Source organism: Paracoccus indicus (assembly GCF_003056335.1).
GTDB classification, from domain to species: Bacteria; Pseudomonadota; Alphaproteobacteria; order Rhodobacterales; family Rhodobacteraceae; genus Paracoccus; species Paracoccus indicus.
The window spans coordinates 242112-260343 of sequence record NZ_PYWA01000002.1; the positions used below are offsets into that span (position 1 = coordinate 242112).

Annotated in this window: 19 protein-coding genes; all 19 read left to right on the plus strand. The window is 63.8% G+C overall.

Going from position 1 to position 18232, the window contains the following annotated elements; all coding sequences use genetic code 11:
- Positions 1–174 precede the first annotated feature (174 nt).
- A complete protein-coding gene (locus DDE75_RS04105) occupies positions 175–3609 on the plus strand; it encodes a pyruvate carboxylase (RefSeq protein WP_108501116.1) in 3435 nt (1144 codons plus the stop codon).
- Positions 3610–3832: 223 nt separating this feature from the next.
- Positions 3833–4198 carry an NADH-quinone oxidoreductase subunit A gene (locus tag DDE75_RS04110; RefSeq protein WP_108501117.1) on the plus strand — a complete coding sequence of 122 codons (366 nt, stop codon included), beginning with the start codon at positions 3833–3835 and terminating at the stop codon, positions 4196–4198.
- Positions 4189–4722: a NuoB/complex I 20 kDa subunit family protein gene (locus DDE75_RS04115; RefSeq protein WP_108501118.1), complete on the plus strand. Its 534-nt coding sequence runs from the start codon at positions 4189–4191 to the stop codon at positions 4720–4722. The genes DDE75_RS04110 and DDE75_RS04115 overlap by 10 nt, the downstream gene beginning before the upstream one ends.
- Positions 4723–4724: 2 nt before the next feature.
- A complete protein-coding gene (locus tag DDE75_RS04120; RefSeq protein ID WP_245894611.1) occupies positions 4725–5342 on the plus strand; it encodes an NADH-quinone oxidoreductase subunit C in 618 nt (205 codons plus the stop codon).
- Positions 5343–5346: 4 nt separating this feature from the next.
- Positions 5347–6585 (plus strand): NADH-quinone oxidoreductase subunit D, encoded by a 1239-nt coding sequence (locus DDE75_RS04125; protein ID WP_108501119.1) that lies wholly within the window; start codon positions 5347–5349, stop codon positions 6583–6585.
- On the plus strand, positions 6585–7505 hold the full coding sequence (gene nuoE, locus DDE75_RS04130; RefSeq protein ID WP_108501120.1) for an NADH-quinone oxidoreductase subunit NuoE: 921 nt from the start codon (positions 6585–6587) through the stop codon (positions 7503–7505). Before DDE75_RS04125 ends, nuoE begins: the two co-directional genes overlap by 1 nt.
- 68 nt (positions 7506–7573) lie before the next feature.
- Entirely contained in the window at positions 7574–8152 is a 579-nt protein-coding gene (locus tag DDE75_RS04135) for a helix-hairpin-helix domain-containing protein (RefSeq protein ID WP_335672031.1), read from the plus strand.
- Positions 8152–8364, plus strand: a complete 213-nt coding sequence (locus DDE75_RS04140; protein WP_108501121.1) for a DUF5337 domain-containing protein — start codon at positions 8152–8154, stop codon at positions 8362–8364. The genes DDE75_RS04135 and DDE75_RS04140 overlap by 1 nt, the downstream gene beginning before the upstream one ends.
- Positions 8365–8391: 27 nt before the next feature.
- A complete protein-coding gene (gene nuoF / locus DDE75_RS04145; RefSeq protein ID WP_108501122.1) occupies positions 8392–9687 on the plus strand; it encodes an NADH-quinone oxidoreductase subunit NuoF in 1296 nt (431 codons plus the stop codon).
- Positions 9688–9794: 107 nt separating this feature from the next.
- Positions 9795–10202 (plus strand): DUF5333 domain-containing protein, encoded by a 408-nt coding sequence (locus DDE75_RS04150; protein WP_245894612.1) that lies wholly within the window; start codon positions 9795–9797, stop codon positions 10200–10202.
- A gap of 10 nt (positions 10203–10212) precedes the next feature.
- On the plus strand, positions 10213–12225 hold the full coding sequence (nuoG, locus tag DDE75_RS04155) for an NADH-quinone oxidoreductase subunit NuoG (protein WP_108501123.1): 2013 nt from the start codon (positions 10213–10215) through the stop codon (positions 12223–12225).
- Positions 12226–12229: 4 nt separating this feature from the next.
- Positions 12230–13003 (plus strand): hypothetical protein, encoded by a 774-nt coding sequence (locus tag DDE75_RS04160; protein WP_108501124.1) that lies wholly within the window; start codon positions 12230–12232, stop codon positions 13001–13003.
- A gap of 18 nt (positions 13004–13021) precedes the next feature.
- Complete coding sequence (nuoH, locus tag DDE75_RS04165) at positions 13022–14053, plus strand: NADH-quinone oxidoreductase subunit NuoH (protein ID WP_108501125.1); 1032 nt, start codon at positions 13022–13024, stop codon at positions 14051–14053.
- Positions 14054–14055: 2 nt separating this feature from the next.
- On the plus strand, positions 14056–14241 hold the full coding sequence (locus DDE75_RS04170) for a hypothetical protein (protein WP_108501126.1): 186 nt from the start codon (positions 14056–14058) through the stop codon (positions 14239–14241).
- Positions 14241–14732 carry an NADH-quinone oxidoreductase subunit NuoI gene (gene nuoI, locus DDE75_RS04175; RefSeq protein ID WP_108501127.1) on the plus strand — a complete coding sequence of 164 codons (492 nt, stop codon included), beginning with the start codon at positions 14241–14243 and terminating at the stop codon, positions 14730–14732. The genes DDE75_RS04170 and nuoI overlap by 1 nt, the downstream gene beginning before the upstream one ends.
- Positions 14729–15142, plus strand: coding sequence for a carboxymuconolactone decarboxylase family protein (locus DDE75_RS04180; RefSeq protein WP_108501128.1), 414 nt, complete (start codon positions 14729–14731; stop codon positions 15140–15142). The genes nuoI and DDE75_RS04180 overlap by 4 nt, the downstream gene beginning before the upstream one ends.
- Positions 15139–15741: an NADH-quinone oxidoreductase subunit J gene (locus tag DDE75_RS04185; protein WP_108501129.1), complete on the plus strand. Its 603-nt coding sequence runs from the start codon at positions 15139–15141 to the stop codon at positions 15739–15741. Before DDE75_RS04180 ends, DDE75_RS04185 begins: the two co-directional genes overlap by 4 nt.
- Before the next feature lie 69 nt (positions 15742–15810).
- Positions 15811–16116 carry an NADH-quinone oxidoreductase subunit NuoK gene (nuoK, locus tag DDE75_RS04190; protein WP_042248542.1) on the plus strand — a complete coding sequence of 102 codons (306 nt, stop codon included), beginning with the start codon at positions 15811–15813 and terminating at the stop codon, positions 16114–16116.
- Positions 16117–16122: 6 nt separating this feature from the next.
- The gene (nuoL, locus tag DDE75_RS04195; protein WP_108501130.1) at positions 16123–18231 is read left to right on the plus strand and encodes an NADH-quinone oxidoreductase subunit L; all 2109 of its coding nucleotides are present in this window, start codon (positions 16123–16125) and stop codon (positions 18229–18231) included.
- Position 18232: the final 1 nt, after the last annotated feature.

An 18232-nucleotide genomic window follows, 5' to 3' on the forward strand; every position in this document is an offset into this window, starting at 1 on the left:
CTTTGCGAACATTGCAGGAACATTCAAGCCCCCGCGCAAGATTGCTGGCATTCTTGTGCGACCTGCATCAATGATCGGCACGGATTTTTCTGCAGTGACGTCAGTTATCGCTAACACTTGCGCTGCACTGCGGCGGCGCTAGGATGCTGGCAAATCGATACAAGGGGGTTTCGCATGTTCGAGAAAATTCTGGTTGCGAACCGGGGGGAGATTGCGATCCGCGTCATGCGTGCCGCGAACGAACTGGGCAAACGGACGGTTGCGGTCTATGCCGAGGAGGACAAGCTGGGGCTTCACCGCTTCAAGGCGGATGAGGCATACCGCATCGGCGAAGGTCTGGGGCCGGTGGCGGCCTATCTGTCCATCCCCGAGATCATCCGCGTCGCCAAGGAATGCGGTGCCGATGCGATCCACCCGGGGTACGGCCTGCTGTCCGAAAACCCGGAATTCGTCGATGCCTGCTTCGAAGCCGGGATCACCTTCATCGGTCCCAAGGCCGAAACCATGCGCGCCCTTGGCGACAAGGCCAGCGCGCGCCGCGTCGCGATCGAGGCGGGCGTGCCCGTCATCCCCGCGACCGAAGTCTTGGGCGAAGATTTCGACGCCATCAAGAAGGAAGCGGCCGAGGTCGGCTATCCGCTGATGCTGAAGGCCAGCTGGGGCGGCGGCGGTCGCGGCATGCGGCCCATCAACAGCGAAGCCGAACTGGTCGAGAAGGTCCGTGAGGGTCGCCGCGAGGCCGAGGCCGCCTTCGGCAACGGCGAGGGCTATCTGGAAAAGATGATCCTGCGTGCCCGCCACGTCGAGGTTCAGCTGCTGGGCGACACGCATGGAGGGCTCTATCACCTGTTCGAACGCGATTGCACCGTGCAGCGTCGTAACCAGAAGGTCGTCGAACGCGCCCCCGCCCCCTATCTGACCGAGGAACAGCGCGCCGAGGTCTGCGGCCTTGCGCTGAAGATCGGGCAGGCGGTCGGTTACGAATGCGCGGGCACCGTCGAATTCCTGATGGATATGGACAGCCAGCAGTTCTACTTCATCGAGGTGAACCCGCGCGTCCAGGTCGAGCACACCGTGACCGAGGAAGTCACCGGCATCGACATCGTCCAGTCCCAGATCAAGATTGCCGAGGGCGCGACCCTGGCCGAGGCCACCGGCCACGCGCGGCAAGAGGACATCACCCTCTCGGGCCACGCCTTGCAGTGCCGGGTGACGACCGAGGACCCGCAGAACAACTTCATCCCCGATTACGGCCGCATCACCGCCTATCGCAGCGCGACCGGCATGGGCATTCGCCTGGACGGCGGCACGGCCTATTCCGGCGGCGTCATCACGCGGTATTATGATTCGCTGCTGGTCAAGGTGACGGCTTGGGCGCAGACCCCCGATCAGGCGATCAAGCGCATGGACCGCGCCCTGCGCGAGTTCCGGGTGCGGGGCGTTTCGACGAACATCGACTTCGTCATCAACCTGCTGAAGCATCCGACCTTCCTGGATGACACCTATACCACCAAGTTCATCGACACGACGGACGATCTGTTCACCTTCAAGAAACGTCAGGACCGCGCGACCCGCATCCTGACCTATCTGGCCGACATCAGCGTGAACGGCCACCCCGAGACCTCGGGGCGTGCCCTGCCGCCCGCGCAGGCGCGCCAGCCCGTGGCCCCCGCGCCCGTGGCCGAACCCGCGCCGGGCACCCGTCAGCTGCTGGAAGCCCGAGGCGCGCAGGCCGTGGCCGACTGGATGGCCGCGCAGAAGCAGCTGCTGATCACCGACACCACCATGCGCGACGGGCACCAGTCGCTGCTGGCGACGCGCATGCGCTCGATCGACATGATCCGCGTGGCGCCCAGCTATGCCGCCAATCTGCCGCAGCTGTTCAGCGTCGAATGCTGGGGCGGGGCGACCTTCGACGTGGCCTATCGCTTCCTGCAGGAATGTCCGTGGCAGCGGTTGCGCGACATCCGGGCGCATATGCCCAACCTGATGACGCAGATGCTGCTGCGCGCCAGCAATGGCGTCGGCTATACCAACTATCCCGACAACGTCGTGCAGTCCTTCGTGCGTCAGGCCGCGGAAACCGGCGTCGATGTCTTCCGCGTCTTCGACAGCCTGAACTGGGTCGAAAACATGCGCGTCGCCATGGATGCGGTGATCGAGAGCGGCAAGATCTGCGAGGGCACGGTCTGCTATACCGGCAACATGCTGGACCCGGATCGGGCGAAATACGACCTGGCCTATTACGTCAAGACCGCCAAGGACCTGAAGGCCGCGGGTGCGCATGTGCTGGGCCTAAAGGACATGGCGGGCCTGCTGAAGCCCGCCGCCGCAACCCAGCTGATCAAGGCCCTGAAGGAGGAGGTCGGCCTGCCGATCCACTTCCACACCCATGACACCAGCGGCATGGGCGGCGCGACCATCCTTGCCGCTGCCGAGGCGGGCGTCGATGCCGTCGATTGCGCGATGGACGCGCTGTCGGGCAACACCAGCCAGCCGACCATGGGGTCGGTCGTCGAGGCGCTGGCCCATACCTCCCGCGACACCGGTCTGGACATCGGCCATATCCGCGCCATCAGCAACTACTGGGAACGGGTCCGCGAAAGCTATGCCGCCTTCGAAAGCGGCCTGCAGGCCCCCGCATCCGAGGTCTATCTGCACGAGATGCCGGGCGGCCAGTTCACCAACCTCAAGGCGCAGGCACGTTCGATGGGGCTGGAAGATCGCTGGCACGAGGTCGCGCAGGCCTATGCCGACGTGAACCGCATGTTCGGCGACATCGTCAAGGTGACGCCGTCCTCGAAGGTGGTCGGTGACATGGCGCTGATGATGGTGGCGCAGAACCTGACGCCCGAACAGGTCATGGATCCGTCGGTCGATGTCAGCTTCCCCGACAGCGTCGTTGACATGATGCGCGGCAACCTGGGCCAACCCCCCGGCGGCTGGCCGCAGGCGATCCAGGCCAAGATCCTGAAGGGCGAGGAACCCTTCACCGATCGCCCCGGCGCCCATCTGGAGCCCGTCGACCTGGAGGCCGTCCGCGCGAAGCTGTCCGAAGAGTTGGGTGGCAAGCCCATCGACGATGAGGATCTGAACGGCTACCTGATGTATCCTAAGGTCTTCACCGACTACATGGCGCGTCACGAAACCTATGGTCCCGTCCGCACCTTGCCGACCCGCAACTTCTTCTACGGGATGGAGCCGGGGCAGGAGATCAGCGTCGAGATCGACCCAGGCAAGACCTTGGAGATCCGCCTGCTGACCTTGGGCGAGACCGACGAAAAGGGCGAGATGAAGGTCTTCTTCGAACTGAACGGCCAGCCCCGCCAGGTCCGCATCCCGAACCGCAAGGCCACCGGCACCGCGGCCGCCCGCCCCAAGGCCGACCCGGCGAACGCGGGTCATGTCGGCGCGCCGATGCCGGGCGTGGTCGCATCGGTCGCCGCCGTCGTCGGTGCCAAGGTCAGTCAGGGCGACATGCTGCTGACGATCGAGGCGATGAAGATGGAAACCGGCCTGCACGCCGACCGCGACGGCACCATCAAGGCCGTCCACGTCACCCCCGGTCAGCAGATCGACGCCAAGGACCTGCTGGTCGAAATCGAATAGAATCAAGCCGGGGCAGGGAGGCTCGCCTTATCCTGCCCCGGTCCGGCCCGAGGCCGCCAACAATTCCCGCAGCCCGTGATTTTAGGTCCAGATTGCTGCGATTAGCCGCAGCATCGCCACGTCCGGCCCGTTGACCCCGATGCGTGGCGGGTCTAAACCGCAGACAGCCAACCCGTCGCGAGGTGAGCCAAGATCCCCGCGACCGACAAGGGGATCAAAGCCCGTGGAAAACCTTTTGCAGGATTATCTGCCCATTCTCGTATTCGCGGGGATGGCGTCGGCACTTGCACTGCTTCTGTTGCTGTCCGCCATCCTGATTGCCGTGCGCAATCCCGACCCCGAAAAGGTCAGCGCCTACGAATGCGGCTTCAACGCCTTCGACGACGCGCGCATGAAGTTCGACGTGCGCTTCTATCTGGTGTCGATCCTGTTCATCATCTTCGACCTTGAAGTTGCGTTCCTCTTCCCGTGGGCCGTCAATTTCCAAGGCCTCAGCGATGTGGCATTCTGGTCGATGATGGTCTTCCTGGGGGTTCTGACCGCCGGCTTTGCCTATGAATGGAAGAAGGGGGCGCTGGAATGGGCGTGATGACAGGGGCGAATACCGCCGGTGCTGACCGCGACGTCGCGACCGCCGCGCTGAACAGCGAGCTGCAGGACAAGGGCTTCCTGCTGACCACGACCGAAGACATCATCAACTGGGCGCGCAACGGCTCGCTGCACTGGATGACCTTCGGGCTGGCCTGCTGCGCGGTCGAGATGATGCAGACCTCGATGCCGCGCTATGACCTGGAACGCTTCGGGACCGCACCGCGCGCATCGCCGCGCCAGTCCGACCTGATGATCGTCGCGGGCACGCTGACCAACAAGATGGCGCCCGCGCTGCGCAAGGTCTATGACCAGATGCCCGAACCGCGCTATGTCATCAGCATGGGCAGCTGCGCCAATGGCGGCGGATATTATCACTACAGCTATTCCGTCGTGCGCGGCTGCGACCGCATCGTGCCGGTGGACATCTATGTTCCCGGCTGCCCGCCGACCGCCGAAGCGCTTCTCTACGGCATCCTGCAACTTCAGCGCCGCATCCGGCGCACCGGAACGCTGGTGAGGTAACGATGGCGATCTATCCCGACATGGACGCGCTGGAACAGCTGGCCGAACACATCAAGATGCGTCGCCCCGGCGAGGTTCTGGACGCCACCGTCGCCTTTGGCGAACTGACGGTGACGGCCACGGCCAGCGGCATCCTGGATTTGATCGAGTTCCTGCGCAGCGACAGCAGCTGCCGGTTCTCGACCCTGGTGGACATCACCGCCGTCGACCATCCCGAACGCCAGCAGCGTTTCGACGTGGTCTGGCACTTCCTGTCGATGTACCAGAACCACCGCATCCGCGTGAAGACGGCCATCCGCGAGGATGAGATGCTGCCGACGCTGGTCAAGATCCACCCTGCCGCCAATTGGTTCGAGCGCGAGATCTTCGACATGTTCGGCATCCTGTTCACGGGCCATCCCGACATGCGGCGTCTGCTGACCGACTACGGCTTCTCGGGCCATCCGCTGCGCAAGGATTTCCCGACGACCGGCTATGTCGAGGTTCGCTATGACGAGGCCGAGAAGCGCGTCATCTATGAACCTGTGAATCTGGTGCAGGAATATCGCCAGTTCGATTTCCTCTCTCCGTGGGAGGGCGCGAAATACGTCCTTCCCGGCGACGAAAAGACCAAGGGGTAAGGCCATGGACGGCGATATCCGGACCAACAGCTATGACGACGGCAGCCAGGATCTGCTGACCGGCGAACAGCGCATCCGCAACTTCAACATCAACTTCGGTCCCCAGCACCCGGCAGCACACGGCGTGCTGCGCATGGTGCTGGAACTGGACGGCGAGGTGGTGGAACGCGCCGACCCGCATATCGGTCTGCTGCATCGCGGCACCGAGAAGCTGATGGAAAGCCGCACCTATCTGCAGAACCTGCCGTATTTCGACCGGCTGGATTACGTCTCGCCCATGAACCAGGAACATGCCTGGTGCCTGGCGATCGAGCGTCTGACGGGCACCGTCGTGCCGCGTCGCGCCAGCCTGATCCGTGTTCTGTATTCCGAGATCGGCCGCATCCTGAACCACCTGCTGGGCCTGACCACGGGTGCGCTGGACGTCGGCGCGCTGACGCCGCCGCTTTGGGGCTTCGAGGCCCGCGAACAGCTGATGATCTTCTATGAACGGGCCTGCGGCGCGCGTCTGCACGCGGCCTATTTCCGGCCCGGAGGCGTCCATCAGGACCTGCCGCCCGATCTGCTGAACGACATCGAGGAATGGTGCGAGCATTTCCCGAAGGTGCTGGACGATCTGGACACGCTGCTGACGGAGAACCGCATCTTCAAGCAGCGCCTGGTCGATATCGGCATCGTCACCGAACAGGATGCGCTGGACTGGGGCTTCTCGGGCGTGATGGTGCGCGGCTCGGGCATGGCCTGGGACCTGCGTCGCAGCCAGCCCTACGAATGCTATGATGAGTTTGACTTCAAGATCCCGGTCGGCACCAATGGCGACTGCTACGACCGCTTCCTCTGCCGGATGCAGGAGATGCGCGAATCGACCAGCATCATGAAGCAGGCGATCGCCAAGCTGCGGGCCGAGCCCGCGGGCGACGTGATGGCGCGCGGCAAGCTGACCCCGCCCAAGCGCGGCGACATGAAGCGCGACATGGAAAGCCTGATCCATCACTTCAAGCTTTACACCGAAGGCTTCCGCGTTCCTGCGGGCGAGGTTTATGCCGCCGTCGAAGCGCCCAAGGGCGAATTCGGCGTCTACCTGGTCAGCGACGGGTCGAACAAACCCTATCGCGCCAAGCTGCGCGCGCCGGGCTTCCTTCACCTGCAATCGATGGACTGGATGTCGAAAGGCCACCTGCTGGCCGACGTCCCTGCCTTGATCGCCACCCAAGACATCGTGTTCGGAGAGGTTGACCGCTGATGCTGCGCCGCCTTCACCCCGTCCAGCCGGACAGTTTCACCTTCACGCCTGCGAACCTTGAATGGGCGCAGGCGCAGATCACCAAATACCCGGAAGGTCGCCAGCAGTCGGCGATCATCCCGCTGTTGTGGCGCGCGCAGGAACAGGAAGGCTGGCTGACCCGCCCGGCCATCGAATATGTCGCCGAATTCCTGGGCATGGCCTATATCCGGGCGCTGGAGGTCGCGACCTTCTACTTCATGTTCCAACTGCAACCCGTTGGCACCGTGGCCAATATCCAGATCTGCGGCACCACGACCTGCATGATCTGCGGCGCCGAGGATCTGATCGAGGTCTGCAAGCGCAAGATTGCGCCGACCCCGCATACGCCCTCGGCCGATGGCAAGTTCAGCTGGGAAGAGGTCGAATGCCTGGGTGCCTGCGCCAACGCGCCGATGGCCCAGATCGGCAAGGATTATTACGAAGATCTGACGCCTGCGTCACTGGAAGCCCTGATCGACCGCATGTCGGCAGGCGAGGTTCCGCAGCCGGGGTCCCAGACCGGGCGCTTCGCCTCGGAACCCGCGTCCGGGCTGACCAGCCTGGAAGATGCCAAGGGTGGCCATGATCACAATGCCAGCGTACAGCTGGCCAATGAACTGGGCGAAACCCTGAAGCGCATCGACGGGACCGAGGTGCCGATCCTGACCAAATGGCGTCGCGATCAGCCGAAGGCCGCCGTGGACGACCAGTCGGGTCACGACATGACCCCCGAGGACGAACCGCGTCCCGCCGATGGCGAACCCGCCGACAAGACCGGCGTGACCGAGCAGGAGGCGCAGGCCAGCTCGGCCGCGCGTCCGGTTTCGGATCGCGAACCCGCCGGCGTTCGCGGTGAGGAAAAACAGGCACAGGAAGAGAGCGACAGCAAGAAGGACTGATCGTCAGAACGGCCCGGGGGCCGATGGACAGCAGAAAGGTGACCGTCACGATGCAAAGCTTGAGCCGCATGACCGCGTTGGGAACATTCGTTCTGGTGACCGTCGCGCTTGGGATTACCGGAGCGACGGGCTGGCTGGCCGCGATCTTCATCGGGCTGGTCTTCGCGGCCTTCCTGGGCGCGGTGATCTTCTGGCTGGCCGAGATGGGAACGCAGGCGATGGTCGCGTCGGACATGGATGCCGCAATCCCGTCCGATCTGCCCGGCAGCGCACCCATGGCCGAGGCGCTTTCGACCCCCGAGGTCGCCGCCGAGGTGACCGAGGAGATCGCGCCATCGGGCGACGCGCAGTTCGACACCGAACGTGAAAGCATGGCCGAAGGACGCAGCATCTATGGCGACTTGCAGGCGACCGATGCCGCTGATCGAGAGCCTGACGACCTGCAGGCAATCAAGGGCGTCGGTGTCAAGATCGCTGAGGCTCTGCACGAGAACGGTGTGACCCGTTTCGAACAGATCGCCGCATGGGACGAGGCGGCGATCGACGACTTCGCCAGCCGGATCGGGCGCGGGGCCGCGCGGATCCGTGGTGATGACTGGGTCGGACAGGCCAGGGAACTGGCAAAAGAATCCCGGGGCGTTGCCTGATGGCCGCGCCTGCGGACAAGGATGCCAAGCAGATGCGGCTGGTCGCCATCGTGATCGCCGCCGCAATGCTTGTCTGGCTGGCCATTCAGGCCATCGGCCAGGAATATGAGTGGGCGGGACGATGGGCCTATCTGGCCGATCTGGCCGCCATCGGCGCTTTTGTCTGGTCGCTGATCGTGACCTGGCGTATCTGGCGGCGCAGGAATGCCTGACGCGCGGATGAGAGGATCGAGGAACGGATGCTGAAAGACCAGGATCGCATTTTCACCAACCTCTATGGGATGGGTGACCGCAGCCTGAAGGGCGCGCAATCGCGGGGCCATTGGGACAACACGTCCGAGATCATCGGCCGTGGACGCGAGAAGATCATCGAGCAGATGAAGGCATCCGGCCTTCGCGGACGCGGTGGCGCGGGCTTCCCGACGGGCCTGAAATGGTCCTTCATGCCCAAGGAATCGGATGGGCGTCCGTCCTATCTGGTGATCAACGCGGACGAATCCGAACCCGCGACCTGCAAGGACCGCGAGATCATGCGCCATGATCCGCACACCCTGATCGAGGGTGCGCTGATCGCCAGCTTCGCGATGAACGCGCATGCCTGCTATATCTACCTGCGCGGCGAATACATCCGCGAGAAGGAGGCCCTGCAGGCCGCCATCGACGAATGCTATGACGCGGGCATGCTGGGCGCGAATGCCGCCGGCTCGGGCTGGGATTTCGACCTCTATCTGCACCACGGTGCGGGCGCCTATATCTGCGGCGAGGAAACCGCTCTTCTGGAAAGCCTGGAAGGCAAGAAGGGCATGCCCCGGATGAAGCCGCCCTTCCCGGCGGGCGCGGGTCTCTATGGTTGCCCGACCACGGTGAACAACGTCGAATCCATCGCCGTCGTCCCGACGATCCTGCGTCGCGGACCGGAATGGTTCGCGGGCTTCGGTCGTCCGAACAATGCGGGCATCAAGCTGTTCGGTCTGACGGGCCACCTGAACACGCCCTGCGTGGTCGAAGAAGCCATGTCGATCCCCATGCGCGAGCTGATCGAAAAGCATGGCGGCGGCGTGCGCGGCGGCTGGAAGAACCTGAAGGCCGTGATCCCCGGTGGCGCCTCCTGTCCGATCCTGACGGCCGAGCAATGCGAAAACGCCATCATGGATTACGACGGCATGCGCGATCTGAAGTCCAGCTTCGGCACCGCCTGCATGATCGTGATGGATCAGGACACCGACGTCATCAAAGCCGTCTGGCGCCTGTCCAAGTTCTTCAAGCACGAAAGCTGCGGGCAGTGCACGCCTTGCCGCGAAGGCACCGGCTGGATGATGCGCGTCATGAGCCGCCTGGTCTCGGGCGAGGCCGAGGTCGAGGAGATCGACATGCTGCTGGACGTCACCAAGCAGGTCGAGGGGCACACGATCTGCGCGCTTGGCGATGCCGCCGCATGGCCGATCCAGGGTCTGATCCGCAACTTCCGCGGTGAGATCGAGGACCGGCTGAAGGCCAAGAAGACCGGACGCATGGGGGCGATGGCTGCGGAATGATGGGGTCGGGACGCCATGACGCTCACGCGCGGAACACGGGGGTTTGTCGAACCTTCCGCGGCGACGATGATTATGTGGGGACACATCATCATCGCAAGGAGCGTTTCATGACCCGTCCCATCTTTGCCGCCATGGCCATCGCCGCATCGCTGATCACAGGCCCCGCCGCCGCGCTGGAGCCGCTGTCCAGCGAGGCCTATGTCAATGATCGCCTGGTGCAGGCGCGCGTGGCCGACATGCTGCGCCGTGGCTGCCCCAGCATCGACGCCCGCCTGATCCGGGCCTTCTCCGAGGCGCGGGCGCTCAAGCGCTATGCCTTGGACAAGGGCTACAGCGACGACCAGATCGATGCGTTTCTGGACAGCAAGGAAGACCGCAAGCGCATCTATGCCGCGGCCGACCGCTATATGGTAGAAAACGGCGTCGTGAACGGACAGCCGGAAACATTTTGCCGCCTCGGGCGGGACGAAATCGCACGGCAGACGGTCGCTGGATCGCTGCTGAGTGCCAGGTAAGGAAGAAATCATGGCCGACCTGCGGACAATCAAGATCGACGGCAACGAGATCGATGTCGATCCCAACATGACCCTCATCCAGGCTTGCGAGCAGGCCGGGATCGAGATCCCGCGCTTCTGCTATCACGAGCGGCTGTCGATCGCCGGCAACTGCCGCATGTGTCTGGTCGAAGTTGTGGGCGGTCCGCCCAAGCCCGCCGCAAGCTGCGCCATGCAGGTCAAGGATCTGCGGCCGGGGCCCGAAGGCGCCCCGTCCGAGATCCGCACCAACAGCCCGATGGTCAAGAAGGCCCGCGAGGGCGTGATGGAATTCCTGCTGATCAACCACCCGCTGGATTGCCCGATCTGCGACCAGGGCGGCGAATGCGACCTGCAGGACCAGGCCATGGCCTATGGCGTCGATTTCAGCCGTTACCGCGAACCCAAGCGCGCCTCCGAGGAATTGAACCTCGGCCCGCTGGTCGAAACCCACATGACGCGCTGCATCAGTTGCACGCGCTGCGTGCGCTTCACCAGCGAGGTCGCGGGCATCACCCAGATGGGCCAGACCGGTCGCGGCGAGGACAGCGAGATCACCAGCTATCTGAACGAGACGCTGGCCTCGAACATGCAGGGCAACATCATCGATCTGTGCCCGGTGGGTGCGCTGGTCAGCAAGCCCTATGCCTTCACCGCCCGCCCGTGGGAACTGACCAAGACCGAGACGATCGACGTCATGGACGCACTTGGCAGCGCCATTCGCGTGGACACCAAGGGTCGCGAAGTCATGCGCATCCTGCCGCGCAACAATGACGACGTGAATGAGGAATGGATTAGCGACAAGACCCGCTTTGTCTGGGACGGGCTGCGTCGTCAGCGTCTGGACAAGCCCTATATCCGTGAAAACGGCAAGCTGCGCCCCGCCACCTGGCCCGAGGCGCTGGCGGCCACTGCCCGTGCCATGACCGGCAAGAAGGTCGCGGGCCTGGTCGGCGATCTGGCCCCGGTCGAGGCGGCCTTCAGCCTCAAGACCCTGATCGAGGGTCTGGGCGGCAACGTCGAATGCCGCACCGATGGCGCGAAACTGCCTGCGGGCAACCGTTCGGGCTATGTCGGGAATGCCACGATCGCGGACCTGGACAGGGCATCCTCGATCCTGCTGGTCGGGACGAACCCGCGCGAGGAAGCGCCGGTCCTGAATTCGCGCATCCGCAAGAACTGGGTGCGTGGCGCGGATGTCACGCTGGTGGGGCAGGCCGTCGATCTGACCTTCGATTACACCCATGCAGGCACCGACCGCGCGGCCTTGTCCAAGCTGTTGGACAAGGCCACCGCCGCCGAGGAACCGGGCGTGATCATCGTGGGGCAGGGCGCCCTGCGCGAAGCCGATGGCGAGGCCGTGTTGGCCACCGTCATGGCCTTGGCCGAGGCGATGAACGCCCGCGTCATGGTGCTGCACACCGCCGCATCGCGGGTCGGTGCGATGGACGTGGGTGCCGTCACGCAGGGCGGTCTGAATGCCGCCATCGAGGGGGCGCAGGTCATCTTTAATCTGGGCGCCGATGAGGTCGAGATCGCCGAAGGTGCGACGGTGATCTATCAGGGCAGCCACGGCGACCGCGGTGCGCATCGCGCCGACATCATCCTGCCCGCCGCCTGCTATACCGAGGAGATGGGCCTGTTCGTGAACACCGAAGGCCGTCCCCAGTTGGCCATGCGCGCCAATTTCGCACCGGGCGAGGCCAAGGAGAACTGGGCGATCCTGCGGGCGCTGTCGGCCGAACTGGGCCAGACGCTGCCTTGGGACAGTATCGCGCAGCTGCGTCGCAAGCTGATCGAGGCCGTGCCGCATCTGGGCCAGATCGGGGCGGTCGTGGAAAGCGACTGGCAGCCGCTGCCGCAGAAGGATCTGGGGCGCGCCGACTTCGTGAACCCGATCAAGGACTTCTATCTGACCAACCCGATCGCGCGCTGTTCGCCCCTGATGGGGGAATTGTCGCGCATGGCGGCGGCCCGGCAGGCCTCTGCCGTCGCAGCGGAGTAGGCCCATGCAGCATGTCCCCGGAACCATTCGTTCGACGGCCCTTGCCGTGCTTGGCGTGATCGGACTGGCCGGTTGTCAGATGATCGACGGCAAGGACGACGGACGCCCCCGCGCCAAGCCCGCCGAGATGAGCGCGCGCGTCGTCGCGCCCGGCCAGAAGGCCGGGGACAACACGCTGACGCAGGCGCGGATTTCCACGAAATCGGGCGAAATCCTGATTCTGGAGGAGGACGGCAGCGTCACGACGATGGATCTGGACAGCCCCGCAGGGCAGGACGCCTTCACCATCAGCGAAGCCGACCTGGCCGCGCTGAACGCGAACCTGGATCTGGATTTCGGCGGTCTGGTCGCGGCCAGCCTGCCCAAGAAAAAGACCGCGCAGGAAAAGGCGCTGGAAGCTTTCGCCGCCCGCAGTCAGCCCGCCCTGCCAACCCTGTCCGAGACGCAGACCATCGCGCCCGAACAGTTCATCGCTGCCAAGGTCGAGCCGATGAACCGCGGCCGCGCCACCGATCTGGTCGAGGTGACGGCAAATCTGCGCGAAGGGGTAGACGCGGATATCGCCTTTTCGTATGCCACCTGCGCGCTTGCCGGGTGGGCCAAGGAAAACGGCACCCCCTACGGGCGCCACATCCGCACCCTGCAGGCCGAACGGAACGGCAAGCTGCTGATCGGATCCGCCTTCATCTTGTCCCAGGACAAGCCGATGGGGCTGCGGGTCATGGAAACGAACGAGACCTTGCGGGAATGCAAGGCGCGCGGCATCCCCGCGGCATAAGGAAGAGGAACAGGCATCATGGCTGATTTTTGGACATCTTCCTGGGGCATCGCGATCATCCTGCTGGCGCAGGGTCTGGCGGTCATCGCATTCGTGATGCTGTCGCTGGTCTACATGGTCTATGGCGACCGCAAGATCTGGGCCGCCGTGCAGATGCGGCGCGGCCCGAACGTGGTCGGCCCCTGGGGCATCCTGCAGACATTCGCGGATGCGTTGAAATTCGTGGTCAAGGAAATCGTCATTCCGGCGGGTTCGGACAAATTCGTCTTCTTCCTTGCGCCCTTCCTGTCGATGATGCTGGCCCTGCTGGCCTTCGTGGCGATCCCCTTCGCGCCGGGATGGGTGATGGCCGACATCAACGTCGGTATCCTCTTCATCTTCGCGGTCTCCTCGCTCGAGGTTTACGGCGTGATCATGGGGGGCTGGGCCTCGAACTCGAAGTATCCCTTCCTGGGGTCGCTTCGTTCGGCGGCGCAGATGATCTCCTACGAGGTCAGCCTGGGTCTGATCATCATCGGGGTGATCATCTCGACCGGCTCGATGAACCTGACCGCCATCGTCGAGGCGCAGCGCGGCGCGGGACTGCTGTCCTGGTACTGGCTGCCCCACCTGCCGATGGTCGTGCTGTTCTTCGTCAGCGCCCTGGCCGAAACCAACCGCCCGCCCTTCGACCTGCCCGAGGCGGAATCGGAACTGGTCGCGGGCTTCATGGTCGAATATTCCTCGACGCCCTACCTGCTGTTCATGGCCGGTGAATACATCGCCATGTGGCTGATGTGCGCGCTGATCAGCCTGCTGTTCTTCGGTGGCTGGCTGTCGCCCATCCCCGGCATTCCGGACGGTGCGCTGTGGATGTTCCTGAAGATGGTCTTCTGGTTCTTCATGTTCGCGATGGTGAAGGCACTGGTCCCGCGCTATCGCTATGACCAGCTGATGCGGATCGGTTGGAAGGTCTTCCTGCCGCTGTCGCTGGCCTGGGTCGTGATCGTCGCCTTCCTGGCACGGTTCGAGGTTCTGGGTGGTTTCTGGGCCCGTTGGGCAGGGATGTGATCATGGCCAATTCCAACAAGATCGCCGACATGCTGGCTCGCGCCAGCGAACAGGACAAGGCAGAGTTCGCCCATTTCCTGGCCAACAATCTGGACACGGCCGAACAGGCCCATGACAGCGCCAGGGTGCGCGATTACGTGGCGGCCTTCGACCGCTTCGCCGCACCCAAGCAAGGAGAGCAGTTCTGATGGCTTTCGACATCGCACGCGCCACCAAGTATTTCCTGATGGTGGACTTCCTGAAGGGCTTCGGTCTTGGCATGCGCTATTTCTTCGCGCCCAAGGCGACGTTGAACTATCCGCATGAAAAGGGCCCGCTGTCGCCGCGGTTCCGCGGTGAACACGCCCTGCGCCGCTATCCCAACGGCGAGGAACGCTGCATCGCCTGCAAGCTGTGCGAGGCCGTCTGCCCCGCGCAGGCCATCACCATCGATGCCGAACCGCGCGACGACGGTTCGCGGCGCACGACGCGCTATGACATCGACATGACCAAGTGCATCTATTGCGGCTTCTGCCAAGAGGCCTGCCCCGTGGACGCCATCGTGGAGGGTCCGAACTTCGAGTTCGCGACCGAAACCCGCGAAGAGCTGTTCTACGACAAGGAAAAGCTGCTGGACAACGGCGCCCGTTGGGAAGCCGAGATTGCCCGCAACCTTGCCATGGATGCACCCTACCGATGACCGACGCATTCCAGAAGATGTTCCAGCAGATGATGTCCCAAGGGCAGGAAATGGCGCGGGCCTTCAACCCCGCGGTGGAGCATTTCAATCCCAAGGCATTCGAGAAGATGTTCCCGACCATGCCTGCGGACATGCTGGAGATGTGGTTCGGCAAGACCTTCAACCGTGACGGTCTGGATGCCAAGACGCGGATGCTTGTCACCATCGCCGCCATGACCGTGCAGGGCGCGTTGGCCGAGCCGCAGCTGCGCCTGACCATCCGCCACGCGATGGAGGCCGGCGCCACCCCGCGCGAGATCGCCGAGGTGATCTATCAGATGGGGATGTTCGGCGGCCTCCCCGCGATGCAGAAGGCGCTGGAGATCGCCCAGGGCGTCTTTACCGAATCCGAAGGGAGCAGCCCGGAATGATGACCTTTGCCTTTTACCTTTTCGCCATCTCGGTCTGCACCGCGGGCTTCATGGTGGTGCTGTCGCGCAACCCGGTCCATTCGGTCCTGTGGCTGATCCTGGCCTTCCTGTCGGCGGCGGGTCTGTTCATCCTGCTGGGCGCCGAATTCGTCGCGATGCTGCTGATCATCGTCTATGTCGGCGCGGTCGCGGTGCTGTTCCTTTTCGTCGTGATGATGCTGGACGTCGACTTCGCCGAACTGAAGGGCGAGCTGGCCCGATACCTGCCGCTGGCCGGTCTGATCGCGCTGGTGCTTCTGGCGCAGCTGGCCGTGGCTTTCGGTGGCTGGGAAAGCGCTGATCAATCGGCCCTTCTGCGCGCCGTTCCGATCGAGGGTGCGCCCAAGAACACCAATCTGATCGGCACGGTCATGTACGACCGCTACCTGCTGCCGTTCCAGATCTCGGGGTTGATCCTGCTGGTCGCCATGATCGGCGCAATCACGTTGACGATGCGTCACCGCCGCGACATCAAGCGTCAGAACGTGATCCACCAGATGCATCGCGATCCTGCCAAGGCGATGCAGCTGCGCGACGTCAAGCCCGGTCAGGGGCTGTAAGTTGGGGGCGCATCGCGCCCCCGGCCAAGGGAATTTCAACGGGTGCGAGAACCCGGAGGGACTGAAAAGATGATCGGATTGACACATTACCTTGTCGTGGGGGCGATCTTGTTCGTCGCCGGGATCTTCGGCATCTTCGTGAACCGCAAGAATGTCATCGTCATCCTGATGTCGATCGAGCTGATGCTGCTGGCGGTCAATATCAACTTCGTCGCCTTCTCGGCCCATCTGGGCGATCTTGGCGGCCAGATCTTCACCATGTTCATCCTGACCGTCGCCGCAGCCGAGGCTGCCATCGGTCTGGCGATCCTGGTCGTCTTCTTCCGCAACCGCGGCACGATCGCGGTGGAAGATGTCAACGTGATGAAGGGATAAGGGAACATGCCGCAATTCATCCTCTTTGCGCCCTTTCTGGGTGCGCTGATCGCGGGCTTCGGCTGGCGCCTGATCGGCGAACGCGGGGCGCAGGTCCTGACGACCGGCATCCTTTTCGCCGCTGCCGCCCTCAGCTGGGTCGTCTTCCTGACCTTCGACGGCCAGTTGCAGCATCTTCCGGTCATGGACTGGATCGTCTCGGGCGATTTCACCAGCCAATGGGGCATCCGCCTGGACCGCCTGACGGCGATCATGCTGATCGTGATCACCTCAGTCTCGGCGCTGGTTCACCTCTACAGTTTCGGCTACATGGCCCATGACGAGAATTTCAGCGACGACGAGCCTTATCGCGCCCGCTTCTTCGCCTATCTCTCGTTCTTCACCTTCGCCATGCTGATGCTGGTGACCTCGGACAACCTGCTGCAGATGTTCTTCGGGTGGGAGGGCGTGGGCGTCGCCTCCTATCTGCTGATCGGTTTCTACTTCAAGAAGCAGTCGGCCGGTGCCGCCGCCATGAAGGCCTTCATCGTCAACCGCGTCGGCGATTTCGGCTTCCTGCTGGGCATCTTCGGCCTGTGGTGGATGACCGGCACGATCCAGTTCGACGAGCTGTTCGCCCAGGTGCCGATGCTGGCCGAAAGCCAGATCACCTTCCTGTGGACCGAGTGGAATGCCGCGAACCTGCTGGCCGTCCTGCTGTTCATCGGCGCGATGGGCAAATCGGCCCAGCTGTTCCTGCACACCTGGCTGCCCGACGCGATGGAAGGGCCGACGCCCGTGTCGGCCCTGATCCACGCCGCAACCATGGTCACCGCCGGTGTCTTCCTGGTCTGCCGCATGTCGCCGCTTTATGAATTCGCGCCCGAGGCCAAGATGTTCATCGTGATCATCGGCGCCTCGACTGCCTTCTTTGCCGCGACGGTGGGTCTGGTCCAGAACGACATCAAGCGCGTCATCGCCTATTCGACCTGTTCGCAGCTGGGCTACATGTTCGTGGCGGCGGGCGTCGGCGTCTATTCGGTCGCCATGTTCCACCTGCTGACCCATGCCTTCTTCAAGGCCATGCTGTTCCTGGGCGCCGGTTCGGTCATCCACGCGATGCACCACGAACAGGACATGCGCAATTACGGCGGGTTGCGGAAGAAGATCCCGCTGACCTTCTGGGCGATGATGATCGGCACGATGGCGATCACCGGCGTCGGCATTCCGCTGACCCATATCGGCTTCGCGGGCTTCCTGTCCAAGGATGCCGTGATTGAGAGCGCCTATGCTTCGGGCTCGGGCTATGCCTTCTGGATGCTGGTCATCGCCGCCGCCTTCACCAGCTTCTACAGCTGGCGCCTGATGTTCCTGACCTTCTTCGGCAAGCCGCGCGGCGATCATCATGCGCATGACCACGCCCATGAAAGCCCGCGGGTCATGACCATCCCGCTTGGCGTTCTGGCGCTTGGCGCGATCTTCTCGGGGATGGTTTGGTACAACAGCTTCTTCGAGACCGAGGGCGTCCAGAAGTTCTTCGGGATGCCCGAAGTGGCCGCAAGCCACGGCGGCGGTCATGGCGAGGTCGAGGCCGGCCATGCCGAGCCCGAGGATCACGCCGCCGCCGACGACCATGCCGCTCCCGAGGGCGAGGAGCATGCGACCGTCGTCGATCCCGCAACCGTGGGGCAGGGGGCGATCTACATGCATCCCGACAACCACGTGATGCACGAGGCGCACGGCGTTCCGGCATGGGTCAAGGTTTCGCCCTTCATCGCCATGCTGGCCGGTCTGGGTCTTGCTTGGCTGATGTATATCCGCAACCCCGGCGCGCCTGCCAAGCTGGCCGCACAGCAGTCGGGGCTGTATCAGTTCCTGCTGAACAAGTGGTATTTCGACGAAATCTACAACGCCGTCTTCGTCCGTCCGGCCCGCTGGATCGGTGCCAAGCTGTGGACGGCGGGTGACGGAGCCGTTATCGACGGCGCCATCAACGGGGTCGCCATGGGAATCATTCCCCGGATGACCCGCTTCGCCGGGCGCGTTCAGTCCGGCTATCTGTTCCACTATGCCTTCGCGATGGTCATCGGCATCGTGGGCTTGCTGATCTGGGTGATGCTGCGGGGCGCGCAATAAC

Excerpts from the sequence above, each read along its gene's own strand:
- DDE75_RS04105 (WP_108501116.1), top strand. The coding sequence starts at position 175 with ATGTTCGAGAAAATTCTGGTTGCGAACCGGGGGGAGATTGCGATCCGC.
- DDE75_RS04115 (WP_108501118.1), top strand. The coding sequence starts at position 4,189 with ATGGGCGTGATGACAGGGGCGAATACCGCCGGTGCTGACCGCGACGTC.
- DDE75_RS04120 (WP_245894611.1), top strand. The coding sequence starts at position 4,725 with ATGGCGATCTATCCCGACATGGACGCGCTGGAACAGCTGGCCGAACAC.
- DDE75_RS04125 (WP_108501119.1), top strand. The coding sequence starts at position 5,347 with ATGGACGGCGATATCCGGACCAACAGCTATGACGACGGCAGCCAGGAT.
- nuoE (WP_108501120.1), top strand. The coding sequence starts at position 6,585 with ATGCTGCGCCGCCTTCACCCCGTCCAGCCGGACAGTTTCACCTTCACG.
- DDE75_RS04135 (WP_335672031.1), top strand. The coding sequence starts at position 7,574 with ATGACCGCGTTGGGAACATTCGTTCTGGTGACCGTCGCGCTTGGGATT.
- DDE75_RS04140 (WP_108501121.1), top strand. The coding sequence starts at position 8,152 with ATGGCCGCGCCTGCGGACAAGGATGCCAAGCAGATGCGGCTGGTCGCC.
- nuoF (WP_108501122.1), top strand. The coding sequence starts at position 8,392 with ATGCTGAAAGACCAGGATCGCATTTTCACCAACCTCTATGGGATGGGT.
- DDE75_RS04150 (WP_245894612.1), top strand. The coding sequence starts at position 9,795 with ATGACCCGTCCCATCTTTGCCGCCATGGCCATCGCCGCATCGCTGATC.
- nuoG (WP_108501123.1), top strand. The coding sequence starts at position 10,213 with ATGGCCGACCTGCGGACAATCAAGATCGACGGCAACGAGATCGATGTC.
- DDE75_RS04160 (WP_108501124.1), top strand. The coding sequence starts at position 12,230 with ATGCAGCATGTCCCCGGAACCATTCGTTCGACGGCCCTTGCCGTGCTT.
- nuoH (WP_108501125.1), top strand. The coding sequence starts at position 13,022 with ATGGCTGATTTTTGGACATCTTCCTGGGGCATCGCGATCATCCTGCTG.
- DDE75_RS04170 (WP_108501126.1), top strand. The coding sequence starts at position 14,056 with ATGGCCAATTCCAACAAGATCGCCGACATGCTGGCTCGCGCCAGCGAA.
- nuoI (WP_108501127.1), top strand. The coding sequence starts at position 14,241 with ATGGCTTTCGACATCGCACGCGCCACCAAGTATTTCCTGATGGTGGAC.
- DDE75_RS04180 (WP_108501128.1), top strand. The coding sequence starts at position 14,729 with ATGACCGACGCATTCCAGAAGATGTTCCAGCAGATGATGTCCCAAGGG.
- DDE75_RS04185 (WP_108501129.1), top strand. The coding sequence starts at position 15,139 with ATGATGACCTTTGCCTTTTACCTTTTCGCCATCTCGGTCTGCACCGCG.
- nuoK (WP_042248542.1), top strand. The coding sequence starts at position 15,811 with ATGATCGGATTGACACATTACCTTGTCGTGGGGGCGATCTTGTTCGTC.
- nuoL (WP_108501130.1), top strand. The coding sequence starts at position 16,123 with ATGCCGCAATTCATCCTCTTTGCGCCCTTTCTGGGTGCGCTGATCGCG.